At 47.2% G+C, this 16,130-nt stretch carries 14 protein-coding genes; 7 read left to right on the forward strand and 7 right to left on the reverse strand.

Annotated features, from left to right (window positions below; all coding sequences use genetic code 11):
* Positions 1–121: 121 nt before the first annotated feature.
* Entirely contained in the window at positions 122–589 is a 468-nt protein-coding gene (locus tag AAHB90_RS23540; protein ID WP_342087696.1) for a GNAT family N-acetyltransferase, read from the reverse strand.
* 59 nt (positions 590–648) lie between these two features.
* Complete coding sequence (locus AAHB90_RS23545; RefSeq protein WP_342087697.1) at positions 649–1,305, reverse strand: SDR family NAD(P)-dependent oxidoreductase; 657 nt, start codon at positions 1,303–1,305, stop codon at positions 649–651.
* Positions 1,306–1,403: 98 nt separating this feature from the next.
* On the opposite strand from AAHB90_RS23545, the gene AAHB90_RS23550 reads away from it, so the two are divergent.
* The 3 genes from AAHB90_RS23550 (at position 1,404) to AAHB90_RS23560 (ending at position 3,239) form a co-directional block, all read left to right on the forward strand.
* Complete coding sequence (locus AAHB90_RS23550) at positions 1,404–2,210, forward strand: LuxR C-terminal-related transcriptional regulator (RefSeq protein ID WP_342087698.1); 807 nt, start codon at positions 1,404–1,406, stop codon at positions 2,208–2,210.
* A 140-nt stretch (positions 2,211–2,350) separates the two neighbouring features.
* Positions 2,351–2,665, forward strand: a complete 315-nt coding sequence (locus AAHB90_RS23555; protein WP_342087699.1) for a hypothetical protein — start codon at positions 2,351–2,353, stop codon at positions 2,663–2,665.
* A gap of 61 nt (positions 2,666–2,726) precedes the next feature.
* Positions 2,727–3,239 (forward strand): anthrone oxygenase family protein, encoded by a 513-nt coding sequence (locus AAHB90_RS23560; RefSeq protein WP_342087700.1) that lies wholly within the window; start codon positions 2,727–2,729, stop codon positions 3,237–3,239.
* A gap of 11 nt (positions 3,240–3,250) precedes the next feature.
* Here AAHB90_RS23560 and AAHB90_RS23565 read toward each other — a convergent pair whose 3' ends face one another.
* Positions 3,251–5,689 carry an outer membrane beta-barrel family protein gene (locus AAHB90_RS23565; RefSeq protein WP_342087701.1) on the reverse strand — a complete coding sequence of 813 codons (2,439 nt, stop codon included), beginning with the start codon at positions 5,687–5,689 and terminating at the stop codon, positions 3,251–3,253.
* A 239-nt stretch (positions 5,690–5,928) separates the two neighbouring features.
* Here AAHB90_RS23565 and AAHB90_RS23570 point away from each other — a divergent pair, with 239 nt between their 5' ends.
* On the forward strand, positions 5,929–6,969 hold the full coding sequence (locus tag AAHB90_RS23570; protein WP_342087702.1) for a sensor histidine kinase: 1,041 nt from the start codon (positions 5,929–5,931) through the stop codon (positions 6,967–6,969).
* A 1-nt stretch (position 6,970) separates the two neighbouring features.
* A complete protein-coding gene (locus tag AAHB90_RS23575) occupies positions 6,971–7,687 on the forward strand; it encodes a LytR/AlgR family response regulator transcription factor (protein ID WP_342087703.1) in 717 nt (238 codons plus the stop codon).
* Between the two features lie 66 nt (positions 7,688–7,753).
* Here the strand turns inward: AAHB90_RS23575 and AAHB90_RS23580 are convergent, their stop codons facing one another.
* Positions 7,754–8,329 (reverse strand): porin family protein, encoded by a 576-nt coding sequence (locus AAHB90_RS23580; protein WP_342087704.1) that lies wholly within the window; start codon positions 8,327–8,329, stop codon positions 7,754–7,756.
* Positions 8,330–8,480: 151 nt separating this feature from the next.
* Between AAHB90_RS23580 and AAHB90_RS23585 the strand changes: the two genes are divergently transcribed.
* The gene (locus AAHB90_RS23585; RefSeq protein ID WP_342087705.1) at positions 8,481–8,726 is read left to right on the forward strand and encodes a hypothetical protein; all 246 of its coding nucleotides are present in this window, start codon (positions 8,481–8,483) and stop codon (positions 8,724–8,726) included.
* A gap of 120 nt (positions 8,727–8,846) precedes the next feature.
* Here the strand turns inward: AAHB90_RS23585 and AAHB90_RS23590 are convergent, their stop codons facing one another.
* Positions 8,847–12,806 (reverse strand): cache domain-containing protein, encoded by a 3,960-nt coding sequence (locus tag AAHB90_RS23590; protein WP_342087706.1) that lies wholly within the window; start codon positions 12,804–12,806, stop codon positions 8,847–8,849.
* Between the two features lie 214 nt (positions 12,807–13,020).
* On the opposite strand from AAHB90_RS23590, the gene AAHB90_RS23595 reads away from it, so the two are divergent.
* Positions 13,021–14,973 carry a tetratricopeptide repeat-containing sensor histidine kinase gene (locus AAHB90_RS23595; RefSeq protein WP_342087707.1) on the forward strand — a complete coding sequence of 651 codons (1,953 nt, stop codon included), beginning with the start codon at positions 13,021–13,023 and terminating at the stop codon, positions 14,971–14,973.
* 11 nt (positions 14,974–14,984) lie between these two features.
* On the opposite strand, the gene AAHB90_RS23600 is transcribed toward AAHB90_RS23595, so the two are convergent.
* Together AAHB90_RS23600 and AAHB90_RS23605 are read right to left on the reverse strand one after the other, a co-directional pair.
* Positions 14,985–15,365: a hypothetical protein gene (locus tag AAHB90_RS23600; protein ID WP_342087708.1), complete on the reverse strand. Its 381-nt coding sequence runs from the start codon at positions 15,363–15,365 to the stop codon at positions 14,985–14,987.
* 29 nt (positions 15,366–15,394) lie between these two features.
* Entirely contained in the window at positions 15,395–16,039 is a 645-nt protein-coding gene (locus AAHB90_RS23605) for a response regulator transcription factor (protein ID WP_342087709.1), read from the reverse strand.
* Positions 16,040–16,130 lie beyond the last annotated feature (91 nt).

The following is a 16,130-nucleotide window of genomic DNA, read 5'->3' on the forward strand; positions in this document are numbered from 1 at the left end:
GTAGCACCCGCCCACGGCACTTACCCGCATACGCCAACGACTTATCATTTCATGACAACCTAAAAAAAGCCCGAAACGCTTTGCAAACGTCCCGGGCAATCGTGATGCATTACCCAGTCGGCTACGCTCCTGTTGCGAGGCGCATTTCGGTCAGCATTTTTTTGAAGCCCACTTTTTCATAGGCCGCTACCGCTGGTGTGTTATCGGCATAAACCTGTAACCGTACCTCATCCAGGCCTTTTTTGCGAGCCCATTCCACAAGCTCGTCAATAATCAGCTTGTTGATCCCCCGGCCGCGCATATCGGGCTCGGTGTACATAAAACCGAGGAATGCGTAACGTTTGAAATTGTTATACGGCTTCCCTTCGAGGATCCGCGCGTGCCCGCTGGCGACCAGTCGGTCGCCCAGAACGGCAACCAGCACCTCGGCTTCGTCGTTGCGGATCATTTTTTCCAGGTCGTAATAGTGAAATTCTTCACTGATGAAGGTAACGTCGAGTGGGCGTTCGGCCTCGATCAGGTTTTGTTCGAATGCAAGAAGTGTTGGAAGCTCGTCGAGCCGTGCCTGCCTGATCTGAATGTTTTCCATGGAAATGTTGATGTGGTGAAACCGCAAATCTAGCATTTCGCAAGAAAGTGTCCCGATTTTCATCGAATTAAATGGGATTGCTTCGCTATCGCCCGGCTTTCTCCGACGCCCGGCAATGCACTTTCCAGGATTGCCGCGGCCTTCCCGCCGGATTCGGAAGCCGAGAAAGCGGTCAATGCAAAGCTGCTGATGACCAACCCGGAATCGTTCAGTTCTGCGTTGATATGTTCCGCGAAACGCATATGGAATGTCAGTAACGCCTGCTCCCAGGCCGGTACCGGCTGCGCGCAATGCCACAGATCGATTACCCGCGCGTGCGCGTGAAGCAGCAGATTAGGGAGTAGCTGGTGCAGATACAGAATTCCGCTCGCGTGACTGGCCTTCAACTTCCTGTCCAGTGTGCGGATGTCGTAGTCTTCCAGCGACCGGAGAAACCCGGTTTGGAGAAACCCGGTTTCAGCATAATTGACCAAAAGATCCACTTCGAACCGGTCATTGATTTTTTCGCAGGCAGCGATTATGCTTCCGGTATCAGCATCGTCGGCGACGAGGTAATGTACCAGCACCCTGTGTTTCTGCACGATCTCACGCACCAGCGATTCCAGTGAGGCCTCTTTCGTGCCAATCAGTATCAAATGCCTGTTAACGGCGGCCAACGCTTTTGCGAAGGCTTTTCCCCACAGGGTGTCGGCGCCCCGGATCACAGAAAAATTCATGACGTTGATGATTTAAGCAAAATAATGGGGACCTGTCTTAGGTGAAATAGCCTTACAGTTGTCCTGTCTATATATCTGCAAAGAAAATCCGGATGGCCATGGGAAGAAATACTGATTTATCATTACAACACACACCGGGAGGGCCCACGAGAATAGCGCCCGATTACCTGCAATTGCTCAACAGATACTATGATTTTGACGGCTTCGAACCTGACCGGCTCGATAAGCAATTGGCGCTCATCCGGGCAATGGCCCAGCTCAGCAGCAGCGGCGTAACCGTATATGATTTGCAAAAACAGACGCATGTGTATGTTTCGCGCAACTTTTATCAGCTCTACGGTTACGATTTCGGTGATATGGGATCCTGCATTCCCAACGATATGTTCGATCGAAAAATACACCCTGACGACCGCCAGGCGCTGGCCCGGAATGGCTACGAGGCTATGAAATTCATGATGACCCAGCCGGTGCAAACGCGCAAGCAATTTAAAATGATCGTCGAATACCGTATCACACCGGATGACCAAACCGCCATCCGCGTATCGGAACAGCACCAGGTACTTGAACTCGACGCTTCGGGGAATATCTGGCTGTCTCTGGGAGTAATCGACATTTCGCCGAACCAGGCACTTACGAATGTGAAAAGCCAGGTTACCAATTTCCACACGGGTGAGCTTGTCAGGCTGGAATACGGCGACATCAATGGAGGCATCAAACTGACAACGCGTGAAAAAGAGATATTGGGAATGATCAATACGGGCAAACTGAGTAAAGAAATTTCCGCATTACTGGACATTAGCGTCCACACTGTCAATACGCACAGGCAACGGATACTTAAAAAACTAAAAGCCGACAATTCTATCGAAGCATTACAAAGCGCAAAAACGATCGGATTAATCGCCTGACGATCATTCAAGCCAACCTTATGATAACTGAAACTCGTTTTGTGAGTTAATTCGATAGTCTACTACAAAAAACTGGTACAGTTTTAATAGCAACATCGGTTACAATTTTCAACTCATCCGCAAAGTTAAACTTGATAGCTATGGAAGGCGAAAATGAAAAACAAGCAGTGATCGCACTGAACGATGAAAGTTTCAAGCACTATCTGATCGAACGCTACGGCAAGCAGGCCGAAAACTCCAACTGGGAACGATTGAAGAACGCCTCTCAAGACCTGATCTCACCGGAGACCTGGGTGAAGTTGTATAACCAGGCCAAACAGGATATTTCCCAAAAGGGAGGATCGCTGATCGGCTATGAGCTGATCAACAATGTATTGCTAAGCCATGACGGCGTCAATTCCCACTGGCCGATGAACTGGATGTGGGTAATGCGGTTCGGGCGCGACCGGCATTAGCCGCGCCTTACCTGAAGGTTGTCGCTTTTGTTCTATTTTTCTGCCATTGTTCCCACGAACTTTGAAAGAAAAAAAGACCATGACGACGATCAACCTATTCCTTATTGTCACGACCCTTGCCGGCGGCCTCATTGCCGGATTGTTTTACAGCTATTCCTGCTCGGTGAACCCTGGCCTGGGCGCGCTTCCGGATGCGAACTACCTGGCTGCCATGCAATCCATTAATCGCGCCATACTCAATCCGGTGTTCTTTCTCAGTTTCATGGGCACCCTTTTGCTCCTGCCGCTGAGTACCTACCAGCACTTCGGTTCGGGGAGCCGGTTTTATTGGCTGCTGGCTGCCACGATGGTGTATGTGATCGGCACATTCGGCGTTACGATCGCCGGGAATGTGCCATTGAACGAGGCTTTGGATAAGGTTAACCTAACGGGAGCGTCCGCGCAGGAACTGGCTGCACACCGTTTACGCTTCGAAGTTCCTTGGAACAGGTTGCATACGATACGCACCTGTGCATCGGTATTGTCGTTCGCGCTCGCACTGCTCGCCTGCATGACCCCGCTTGACAAGCATTGACGGAAGGCCGTTTACTCTACCCTGCCCTTTTCGTCGTCCGAAGCATTGTTGTTGTGGCGACGTTTACGCTGGAAGGTTTCCTTGCCGAACTTGTAATTTAAGGCAATGCTGATGCGCTGCGTATCGGTTCTGTTGAGCTGATAATAATCCGATTGATGAATGCTGAACGACCGGTTATGGTAAACCCAGGAGTGGAAGAGGTCTTCGAAACTTACCGCAACGGTGCCTTTTCCCTTCCATATTTTTTTCTGGATGCCGCCATTCACCCGGAACATGCCCGAAGTTTGTGCCTGCCCATTCACATCGCGGCTTGCATAGTAGCCGCCCAGCTCGGCATTCCAACCGTTACCGAGGTTAAAAAAGTTGTTTATCTCCAGGCGTGCCACATTGGTTCCATAATTCAGCGCCTCGGTATACAGCGGGCCTTTCATGGTAATGCGCGACAGTCGCAACGTGGTGCTGTTGTACCACCAGCTGGTCACCTGGCCGGAGAAGCTCGTGTTCAGCAGTACCATATAACCCCGGGCGATGTTGTCGGGGCGACTTGTGAAAGTATCGCCCTGGGCCTGGATCGTCGTAAAAATGCCGTGAGTGAAGCGGTTGTAGCTCAATCCCATGTTCAGAAAGTTTTTATGCTGGTATTTTAGCTCCAGGCGTTCCTGGTACTGAGGTGTCAAATGCGGGTTTCCGGCGCTGTAAGTGTATTGGTCCCTGTAAAAAACAAATGGGTTCAGCATCTGGTAATTCGGGCGGTTTATCCTCCTTACGGCCATCAGCACGAATGCATTCTTGTCGTTAAGTTTATAATTAAGGAAAATGCTGGGGAAAAGTCGGGTGTAATTTTTGGTAAAACGCATGGCCGGAACCGAGTCGTTACCTAGCTGATTGCCCTTAGCAAGCGTGTTTTCTAAACGAAGCCCGAGTTGCATTCCAAAACGCTTCCATCGTTTTTCCCCACTCACATAAACTGCATTGATGTTCTCCCGGTATTGAAAGTGGTTCGACCGGCGGTTATCGATTACTACCTGCCCATCATTGGTATTGTAGTGGTTAAAAACAAAATCATTATCCACATAACTCGACTTGAAACCACCTTCCAGCCGCGCTTTATCCTTCAACGGATGCACATAATCGGCTTTCAATGTGTAGATATTGATTTCCGATGGGGTGCGGTAGCGGAACAGCTCCCGGCTGACATTATCACCCTCTTCATTGAACAAACGATTTTCGAGATCCTGCCGGCCCAGGGTGTGATAATGAAGATAGTTCGCATCCACAGTCAGCTCCCGGCCCTTGTCATTGAATTTGTGCAACATATTGGTGTTAATGCTGGTGTTGCGACGAGTATCGTTTGAAACCGTGCTGCCGTTGCCGGTAGCTGCCAGCGCATTCAATGCGTCCCGCTGCACGCTTTCGTAGCTAAAATTGCCTTTCCGAGTCGAGCCGTTAAGGTTAATGATGGTCCCAAAAACGGTTTTGGGTGTAGCGGTAAGGTCCATGCCAAGGTTGATATTGTAGCCGTTTGCAGCGGTTTGCTGGTTATTTTTTAGCTCAACCCGTGATTTTAATGTCCCTGCCTCAGTATAATACCTGCGGCTGAAATCATCTTCGCTGTAATTCTTTTCATAGCTGTAACCCAAATTGGCAAACAGGTTCAGCTTCCGCTGATTGTAGTTCAGGTTCAATGCATCATTGCTTCGTGCATACCTGCCCTGGCTCCCACCCAATGCGACGCTGCCCGTGAGCCCGCCTGCCCGCACCTTTTTCAGACGAATGTCGATCACCGCATTGCCGGCCGCATCGTAGCGCGCAGGCGGGTTGTCCATCAGCTCTATCTTGTCGAGCACACCACCGGGCAGTGATTTCAGGTAGGCGACAAGATCGGCGCCTGACATGTAGGTGCTGCGCCCGTCGATGAGGACCATTACCCCCGCCCTGCCATTCAAACTGATTTCCCCGTTTGCATTCACACTCACGCCCGGCGTTTTAGCCAGTACATCGAAAGTATTGCTGGTTGCGCTGCCGATCATCGAGCCTACATTCACGATCGTCCGGTCCATTTCCTGCTCTATCAATGGTTTTTTAGCTTTTACAACTACTTCGCCAAGCTCGATACTTTTCGCAGGAAGCAGGATAATGGCTGGTAATGCAATGCTGGAATGCGCCGCGTCAATCGTCACGGCCGTACTTTTGAAGTCTTTCTGCCCCATTGCACTGATGACCAGCACGTAGGTGTTATTTGCAAGATTTACGAAACGAAAGTTTCCGTTCGTATCTGTTACTTCACCTGTAATGAGCGTTGAGTCGGTTGCATTGAGCAGTCGGACGGTTGCGCCCGGTAAACTTTCATTCCGGGAATCTTTAACCGTTCCGGAGATGGTATTACCTGCCTGGGCGGATGCATTTAAATTAATCAGGCAGAATGTCAGGATAGCGAAAAGCGTTTTCATGGCTGTTTTATATGGTCGAGTGATGAGACAAATATTGCCCGACCGTATAACCCCGTGAAAAAAATGTGTTGTAACTTCCCGGAACAGTGACGGAAAGCAGTATAAGCCTGACGAACCATTTCGACCCGACCCAGCGGTTTTCCGTCACGAAATCGGGCCTCTATGACGCGCAAAATGGGATTCCAGACCCCGGCAAAGCATATTTGCAGGCAACGTCAGGGCATTAACCGAATGGATCCATGAACAGTATTTTCAACACCAGTAATAAAGAAGCGGCTCAAACCGGCATTTACGTGGTGCTCACCGCAGCAGCCTGCGTGCCTGTTTTTTTCGGAATCGATACCTATCTTAACATGATAGGCGCCGCTCACGACGAGGCCGTCGCTACTGCGGCTACCCTTGTCATTTTCGGCTGCATTTACATTGGTCGGCATTTGGCCACTATCTGGTCGGCGAGGCGGCGCGAGATCCCCAAAAACGTACTTAACGGACTTGCAATTGCCATTGCCGTCTGTTTTGTATGGCTTTTTATCCATGCCGATTTCCAGTTTCACGACTTCCCGGGCATTAATCTGCTGTTGTACTGGATACCTTTTCTGACGATCGGACTTTGCACCGGGTCGCTTGTTAAACTATTCAGAATGAGCACACGTAAGGAACTGGAAGCCGCAAAAACACAGGCCGCACAAAGCCAGAGCGAACTGCATTTACTGCAATCGCAGCTGAGCCCGCATTTTTTGTTCAATACATTGAATAATATGTACGGCCTTTCGATCACCCAGCACGAAAAAATCCCACAGCTGATCCTGAAACTGTCTGATTTACTGCGGTATTCGGTGTACGAAGCGAATGAAACCTATGTTCCGCTGAAAGACGAACTGGCTTATATTCACAATTATATCGATTTCGAGCAGCTTCGGATCGGCGACCGGCTGGAATTGAAAACAGACATAGAAAGCATTACTGGCACCGATATTCGCATTGCCCCGATGCTGCTCATCGTTTTTATTGAAAATGCCTTCAAGCATTCGAAAAATACAGTGGAGCCCAAAGTTTTTATCGAGATACGTTTGAAAATCTGGGGAAACTCGATCCTTTTTTACCTCAAAAATTCGCATAGTCGCTCTGCTACCAATGAGCCAACGGTGGAAAAACATAGCGGTTTCGGCCTTGCGAATGTCAAGAAGCGACTGCAATTGCTGTACCCCAACCAGCACGATCTGGCAATTGAAAACGAAGCAACCTATTACACCGTCAATTTACGCCTGAACCTCCGATGATATGATACAAGCCGACTGCCTGATCGTCGACGACGAGCCTATCGCGCGGGACATTATACGCACGTATTGCGCGCACCTGCCCTATTTGCGCGTGGTGGGCGAATGCGGCAGCGCGCTCCAAGCCAGGGCTCTGCTAATGCAGCAAAAAGTGGATGTTGTGTTTCTGGACATCAATATGCCTGTTATGGACGGGATTTCATTTCTTAAAACACTAAAAATACCACCTCAAATCATATTTACGACTGCCTACAAAGAATACGCCGTCGATGCATTTGACCTGGCCGCCTGCGATTATTTACTCAAACCATTTTCCCTCGAAAGATTCTTAGTGGCCGTTGATAAAGCCATGGAAAAATTACAAATGGCAGGTAATACATTTGCCGACACCAGTGAATCGAAGGATGACGACTTCCTTTTCCTCAGGTCTGACGGTAAGATTTACAAAGTTTCACACGATGACCTGTTGTATGCCGAAGCGAACGGGAATTACACGAAAGTGAAGACGATCCAACACACGCTACTGCCGGCCATGACCTTTTCAGGTTTTGAGGAATTGGTGCCCAAATCGAAGTTCCTGCGTATCCACCGCTCGTTTATCATTAATAAGTCAAAAATAGACCACATTGAGGGCAACCGGGTGTTTATTCAAGGCACTGAGATACCGATCGGCAGCAATTATCGCGAGCAGTTTTTGAAGCAAATAGGGCTTTCGTCGTAAACCGGCAAATAAAAAAGGCAGGGTCTCCCCTGCCTCAAAGCTATTCTGGTTTCTGTTAGCGAACGGCTATTTATGGGCCGGGATCGCGAAGAACAAGCTGAACTGAATCACGCTGTTTTTGAAGTCGGGATTCATGGCTGCGGTCTCATCAAAATCCCCTACTTTGGAAAACCCGGCAATGTAGCGCGCTCCGATACCTAGTCCGAAGTTGGCCTGATAACCCAATCCGACAGCCCCTGCCAGATCGAGGTTTTTAGCGAAATGGTCGATCGTCTGATCCGGTATGTCCTCGCCGGTTTTGAACGATGCCTGAGGCCCGAATTCAAAGAAAAAACCGCCTTTGGACCGGAATTTCAACATGACCGGAACCGATACGTAGCTCGTCTTAAATTCCCTTTTGGTACCATCGTCGATCTTGGCGCCCTGCGTTGAAAACAGTACTTCGGGCTGGATCGAAAACACCTGCCCGATCCCAAAGTTCATGATCCCGCCCAAATGGAACCCCACGCGGGCATCCGATTCAATATCACTTCCGGTATAGTTGCTGATATTGACGCCGGCTTTCGGGCCGATGGAAAACGACTGTGCAAACGCCGCACTGCTGAACACCGACAGAAGAACAAGCAAAGAGATTTTTCTCATGATTTTTAAGTTTGAAGTGGTTTGATATGTGGATTATGCGAGGTAGTTCAAAAACTGTGCCAAACCGGATACTAAATCTCCCTAACCGCATGCTCGACGAAACCAGTATTTCTTCAAACCTGCTGCATTTTCCGTTAAATCACTTTTCAGCATGGAATATCTGCAATTCAACTTCTCGGCGACAGGCGGGGACAACCTTCGCTACCAATGTACAATGTTCTATGAGCGGTCAGACGCGCCGGACGGATCGCAGGCGATAGCGAATGCACAGCGGTCGTATCCGGGCTTTACCGACGTCCGGCTTACGTCTGTCATCACCATCTCTCTCAGCGAATACTCCTCTCTGGTACGCATCATGTGCGACTGCGACAGCTGGGGGTTTCAACCGATTTCTTGAAAACGATCCGCCGCTTTTCACCAGCGCGCAAAATCTTCCATGGCCTTTTTATCCCATTGGCTTCTAACCTTGACCTAACGGTATTCTACTGTAAGGTATCATGGTCATGATGTCGCATTATTATTCGCTTTTAGGCGTCTTCTCGAACATGGCAAAGAATTTCAACGCCGCGGGAACTGAAATGGTAAGTACCGACAAGTATTTCAACAGGGTTTCATATGCTTCCTGCTGGGATGCGAACAGAAATGTAAATACCGCCACTATCAAAATTGTTAACGGTATCCTCAGACTGTTCCATGTGCCGTTGTCCTTGATCTGGCTGCGGATTTTTAATGCCTCGCTGGTCCCGATAGCGGTCAGAATAAAATGACGAAAGCCCGTATTGAAAACCCGCAACCCTCCGTCGTCTTGTAAAATAAGACCTTTTCGAATGAGGAGTGTCAAGTTATAATCATCAAAAGGATTGACCAATCCGTCTTCTGCCAGGTCATACAATAGGAACTTCTCTTCTTTGGTGAGTGATTGCCACAGGCCCATATAATAGTAGTGCGACGTTATTTCCATTTTGAAAGCTAAGGAATCGCCCTTAAGGTTTTCGAATTGTTTTTCTGGCAATGTTTTCAATGCTGTCAATGCCTGGCCCTGCATGCTGTGCAGGAATTCTCCAAATCGCAATTCAGATTTGAGGCTTTTCTCCCAGGCCGGAGTTGTAAAACTGTTTAATCTGCCAATATCCCTAAGCCCTTTGACGATAATTCTGAAGTGGCTAAGCAATGTATGCCAACGTTCCAGATCGTGCTCGGGTTGCCGTTCACCAACCGGCTTCTTGTTCTCAAGTTGGTTTAGTGATTCCAGAAAATTAACCGGGTGCACTGTTGACACAATAATGATTTTGCAGTCCTTTCTTTGCTTAAGGCGTTCCAGGAAATTCAATTTTATTCTATTCGTGTTAACACTTTTAAGGTCATATTCGAAATGGTTTACGATGATCAGCTTGTAAAGCGTGTTGACGGCATTTGTCTGGATATCCAACCAGGCGGAATCTTTTTTCGCGTCTTCTTCATTTTCAGGGATCGCGAGCATGTCCGCTATGTATGTACTTGCACGCGTTAGGACCTCATCTTCCAATCCTTTGATTCGACCATTATCGATTTCCTGAACAATCAGCTGGAGTATGGAAGAGCCCCAGGGGCCAATAAAGAACAATCTCGAATTCAGACTATTATCCAAAAGCAGCCGCTTATCGATTATATCCCATCCGGTTTGTCTGGGAAGATTGAGTGCGAATAGTTTTCTGATGACACGATGCAGCAGAAAAACAAATAAAACCAGCGCAGCAACGAAAATACTCCAAAAAGAAATCCCCTTCCAGTCGACAACGCCATTTCTGACTACGGTCGGAAATTTATAATTCACAGGCGCGGTAACCAATCTTTTAAAGATCAGATCTTCTCCGGGGAAAGTCGTAATAGTAATGCCCTCATTGTACAGCGAATACCCGGCTGCATTCTGCGCTCCGGAATAGGATGTTTCTCCATCGTGAGTTATGTATCCGGTCAGTTTTTCAAATAGCCACTTTGCGGTCCCTTCTACTTCGGATTTCTCCATATCCGGCTTTGTTGAGCCGGCAATCCATACCTCGTCGTAAAACATGTTGGCATCTTTCACGAATGGACTTGTAGCGTTGCGCCGGATGAATTCGTCGTGAAACTGCCTGTGACGATAAGTGCCGATCAGCGACGACTCATAGTTGTATGAAGCAATAAAAAAATAGGCCACCGGTAAAGCACTCATGATGATCAGGCGCGAAGACACCATCGCTGTAAAACAGTGACTTAGGGGCAAACACCTCGCTATTAGGATCAACAAACGTCTTTGTCTTACCTTGGAAGTATACTTTACATAACTCCACGAAAAAACGGCAGTTATCATTCCAAAATACAAAAAGTGATCAAAATCGGTATTCACCATCGCTCCTACGACGATAAGCCCCATAATGCCCCAAAGAGTTTGTATCGCTTTCTTTTTTTGCCTGAACTTTTCACTTTCTGTCTTGAAGTAGCTCATTTTATATTGGCTATTCAAAAATATCGAACTAGCTGTGGCAGAAAGGAGCAAAATAAAAAGAAATTGCAAAAAAGACGTAAAATAAGCGAATGTAAGGAGCAACAGTATAATGAAGCAATTAAGCCCCAAAACCAATAAGTATCGTGGCTTGAATTTCACACTCGGACCAAGCCAGGTAATGTCAAAATAGTGCTTTTTCAGGAAGCTCGGACGCTGATAAAGGAGATAAATGACCAGAAAGTGAACAACAAGAAAAGCAAAGAAAAGAAGCAGCAACGTAAAAGTGAACACGAAAACTTTGGTGCCTCTCACAGAGGTAAAATTGGTATCATCAAAAATAATCATGTAATACGGCAAATCGCCAAACGGTGAGACGTATACGTTACATGCCGTCCCGCTGTATTTCGTATGAATGGAAACTTCGGCGTTTCCCCGGAGTGCTTCCCTGAGCAAACTTGCGTCTGCAAATTCCTCAGTAAGGTTTTCGTTTAGATTTTTAAACGGATTGGAGTGATACAACACATTTCCCAGCTGATCAGTGATCGCAAATGTAAAGCCAGCAGGCAAAAGGGGGTTAGTAACGCTCCTGGGATTGAATGCAATTGCCGCATAAGATGCGGTATCCTTCACCGGGACCGACTTCGAAACCACCGTTACAAAACTACCCGTCGTCCAGGAGACTACCTGTTCAAGGCCAAAGCAGGGAGTTTTGCCATCTTTCAGGCAATAGGGCCGGTTTTCTGCCAACTGTCTGTAATAACTCCGATCTGCATAACTTGCCGAGGGCGCGCTTTCATTTTTGTTATAGTTATATATTTCCTGCCCGGTACGGTCAAGCCAAAAAACTTCCGCAACATCCAGTCCAGCCAAAAGGTCGGGTATTAAATCAATAGTCGGCCTGACGCCACTTCTGCGAGTGCCTGTCGAGTCCTGGTAGCTTATATCCTTTGAAATATTCCTAAGATTACCAAGTATTTTATTTTTGATTCGTAATGAATCAACCCTGGAAAGTGCGCCTATGGCCTTCCTGATATCCGTTTTAAATGCAGCTTTCAAACTGTTCGCCAGATTTTTACTGCTAACATTGGAGGAGGCATCGGCTGGCTGCATAGGACCGTTGTAATTCATAAATGCAAACACCAGAAAGGCGATCAGCAACAGTGATGAAACAAATGCAAACAGTCCGTCAAACACTGTCAACCTATCCTGATTACCGATGTGATAGAGTTTAATCCAGGGAAGAGACAGAATAACCGCCAGCAATACAAAGAGCATGGATACCACGATTTTCTCAGGCAAGCTCGTGTTCAAATGCTGGTATTTCTGTTTTCTTAATAATCCGGCAATGGTAACCGAATTATTGGGGCCAAGCTTGATTTTCTGAAGAAACATTTTGTAATCTGTACCCCCAAGACGAATATTTCGGATAGGTTTGTCCCCGAATGGTGTGCAATTCTTTTGAAGTGAATCTTCGCAAAGCTCGGTGGCACCGCACGGAAAAGTTTGATAAATGATTTCCCCGCGGTTTCCGATGATCAGATAGTTGTCAAATGCCTCTTTGGAAAGCAAGGGTTCGATAAATTTGGGAAGCGTATACTTCATTTCGATGCTCAAACTATCGTTCAGGAGCTTTATCTGCACTTTTTCACCATCAAATAAAATACCCAACAGACTATCTCCTTTTGTATCCGTCTGAATATCGGACAGTTCAAAGTTGGTTTTGGGAAATGAGTCGATATACGCCTTAACAGGCTCCGGTCTTCGTCGGTAGGCGATCAACAACTGATTCATCAAAATAACAGAGTTCTCTATCTTCTTATTGATATTTCGATCGATATTCTGAATTGCCCGGAACCGGAGGGCTTCAACACTCCGCTGATTGGACGGTATGTAGAGAAAAGAATAAAGTGCTCCGGTAACAAGTATAAAGACAATTGTCACCAGAATAATGACTTGCTTCCGGTCAAAAGAAAAAAAGCTGCCCAGTGAAAATGGCGTGGTTTCCCGATCCATATCTTTTAGGTTTTGGAGGATTGTAATAGCACTTGAAATGGTGTGCAGAATATTTATTCAGAAATAGAAATAATGAAGAACTCAGGTCTTAAAGGTCGGCACATTTTATGCCAGGTTAAATCCCTGACTAGTAGTATTTTGCATCCTATAATTTAAGGATATTAACCCTTGGTAAATAGCAATATCCTGGTTAAGTTTACTTAAATCCTCCTCTATGAAAAAACTGCTGCTTATTTTGCTACTGCTGTTGCGGATATGTTATGCTCAGGTACCTGCCATCGATAGTTTGAAACAAGAATTGATGGCAATTAAACAACGCCCTGAGGGGTTCGCAAGAGACACCCTTACCTGCAATGCATTGAAAGCCGTTATGAGGTCATATGTAAATGTAGACATAGATTCAGCCTCGCACTACAACCAACTGCTGATTGCACTCAGCGAAAAACCCGGATTAGAAGAGCACTTAATTTACGCTTACCAGTATGCCGGTTACCTTTACCAGGTGCGTGGGGACTATCATCAAAGTATCCGATTCCATTACAAGGCGCTCCCTGTTGCCGAAAAACTAGGGCAATACACCCGGATGGCGGCTTCCTACGGTTGGCTCGCACACGCGTATACGAGCCTCAAGGAGTTCGACAAGGCCGCAAAATTCTGCGAACAGGGGCTTGCCGTCCTGCGCAAACACCCGGATTCTTATGTACAGGCGTCTATCCTTAACGTGCAGGGTGCCATCTACCGGCAACAGGGGAAACTGGAACAGGCTCTCAGGGTCAACCAGGAACTTTATAAACTTGCTGTCAGGGACCATCACACCTGGTACGAAGCGCAAGGGTTGCATGCCATTGGCTGGGTTTACAAAGAGATGAATGACATGCCGCAGGCGCTCAACTATTTCAGGAATGCACTGGTACTCGCCCGCAAAACCGGGAGCGTCGATCTGGAAGGAAGTATCTTACTCAATATCAGCAAACTTTATTTAAGCCAACGAAATTGGAAAAAGTCCCTGGCCTATTGCAATATCGCTAAGGAAACAGCCAGGCGTGTGGGCAATAGCAGCATCGAAGCAGAAGCTTTTGAAACGTTTTACAACATATTCAAGCAAATGAATAAACCCGCAAGGGCGCTGGATTCGTACGAAAACTTTGTCCTATTGCGAGATAGCCTGTCAAAAGAAAAAACAGATCATCGGATCGAAACGTTACAGGCCCAGTACGACAATGTCCAGAAAACTAACGAGTTGCAAAAGAAACAGGTGGAGCTTTTAGCAAATCAAAGAACCCGTAACGGATTGTTCGTCGGAATAATTTCTATACTTATCATTGCCGGCCTGCTTTTTTGGAATAACCGAAGATTACAGGCAAAAAACGCGCTAATCAATGGGCAAAAGGTTCTGCTGGAAACCGCCAGATTAGAGCTTGCAGACATCAATAAAACCCTCGAAACCCGTGTCGAAGAACGGACAGAAGAACTGCTTCAGGCAAACCATGAGCTGATCAGAAAGAATGAGGAAATAAAAAAAGCACTCTTCAAAGGACAGACGATTGAACGTAAGCGTGTTGCTATCGAATTGCATGACAACCTCAGCAGCCTGCTTAGCGCGGTAAATATGACCATGCAGCATATTAATCCTCAGCATTTGTCAGAATCCGAACAGTCAGTTTATGAAAATGTCAAACACCTTGTCCGGAACGCTTACGCCGAAGTCCGTAACATTTCTCATAATATCCTGCCCGCCGATTTGGAAAAAGAAGGTCTTGTCAGCACTTTGGCCTCACTGGTAGGTAAGTTAAATCAAAATTCTCCATTGCAATTTTCCCTGGCGATCTCAGGACTTGATAACAGGCTTCCAGTGGAAATCGAATTCAACGTATATAGTATTCTGTTTGAGCTTATCAATAACGTTATCAAACATGCCAGGGCCTCATGTGTAGGCATCAGTCTGCGCCGAACGGATTCCGGTGTCGACATTGCAGTTACCGACGACGGAATCGGCATGGTGAACAGTGAAGTTAAAAGGGGGATTGGTCTGCAAAACATCCAGACAAGGCTGGAATCATTGGGCGGGACGTTTACCAGCACACCGCCTCCTGGGAAAGGAACACGGATAGTCATAAAAATTCCCATTGAAACGGTTAGCTTCAATGGGAATCCGATCAACTCCTGAAAAATCTCATGTCATGGCTTCGGAGGGCCGGTGGGATTCATGTTGGGCATATTGTGCTGATTGGGTATCAGCGCAGTGGCCCACGTTAGTGTTGGGGCGATTATGTCCCAAAGCGGCTGATAACGGATAAAATCCTTTTGGTTGAATTGCGCCAACAGCTCGATGTCCAAAAAGTTGATTGGCGGGTTTAAAGGCGGAGATGCGATTGCTGGAACCTTGGGATCCTCGGGAACTACACCTACTGTTGTCCCCGGAATAGCGAAGAAAATAGGTTCGGTGCCTGGGTAAGGGGTACCATCCTGGGCACACATCGTGAGGGTTAGTCGTCCGTCCGTGGCTACGCCCATCTTGGCGCGGCCTTTCAAAAGAACGTACTTTACTGTTTCTGACATAGTTTGAATTGTAGTTAAAAGTGAGAGGATTATTTAATGAGGTTGTTTTTAACAGCATATTTAACAAGTCCGATGGTTGATTGCACACCAAGCTTTTGCATCAGATGCTTACGATGCGTCTCCACGGCATTTGCGCTTATAAATAACTTTTCCGCGATCTGCGTACCCGAGAATTCCTGTGCAATCAGTTTCAACACATCCATTTCCGTTTGAGTGATCGCTATCTTCAAAAAATCGTCAGTTTCAGGAACAAACTCGATCTCCTGGTCATTTGCCAGGAGGTTCAACACTTCCGGGCTGTAAAACTTGTTACCTGCGACAATCAGGTTCATGGCTGTTTCAAGCTCGCCAAGCTCCGTATCTTTTAAAACATAACCGTCGGCTCCGGCGCGCATCGCCTCTTTGATCAGGTCTGGCTCGTCAGCGCCCGTGAGCAAACATATCTTTACCCCCGGGAAACGTTCCTTTATCTGAAGCGTCAGTTCGATTCCTCCCATTACAGGCATTTTCAGGTCGGATACGACAAGATCGATATCGGGATCTGCTTCCAATGCCGTCAATACCTGGTGACCGTTGGTGTGTTTGGTTATGACCTCTACCCCTTCAAAACCCGATATCAGACGTGCCAGGCTATCCAACAGTGCTCGGTGGTCTTCGGCTATAAGAATTCGCATAGATGATTGCTACTGGCAATTAGTCAAGTCCGAAATTCCAAGTCCGGCCAAGCGTCCACATGTCAGCATGGTTTATGTTAGTTGTTAATTA

Source organism: Dyadobacter sp. OTU695 (assembly GCF_038440355.1).
Lineage (GTDB): Bacteria > Bacteroidota > Bacteroidia > Cytophagales > Spirosomataceae > Dyadobacter.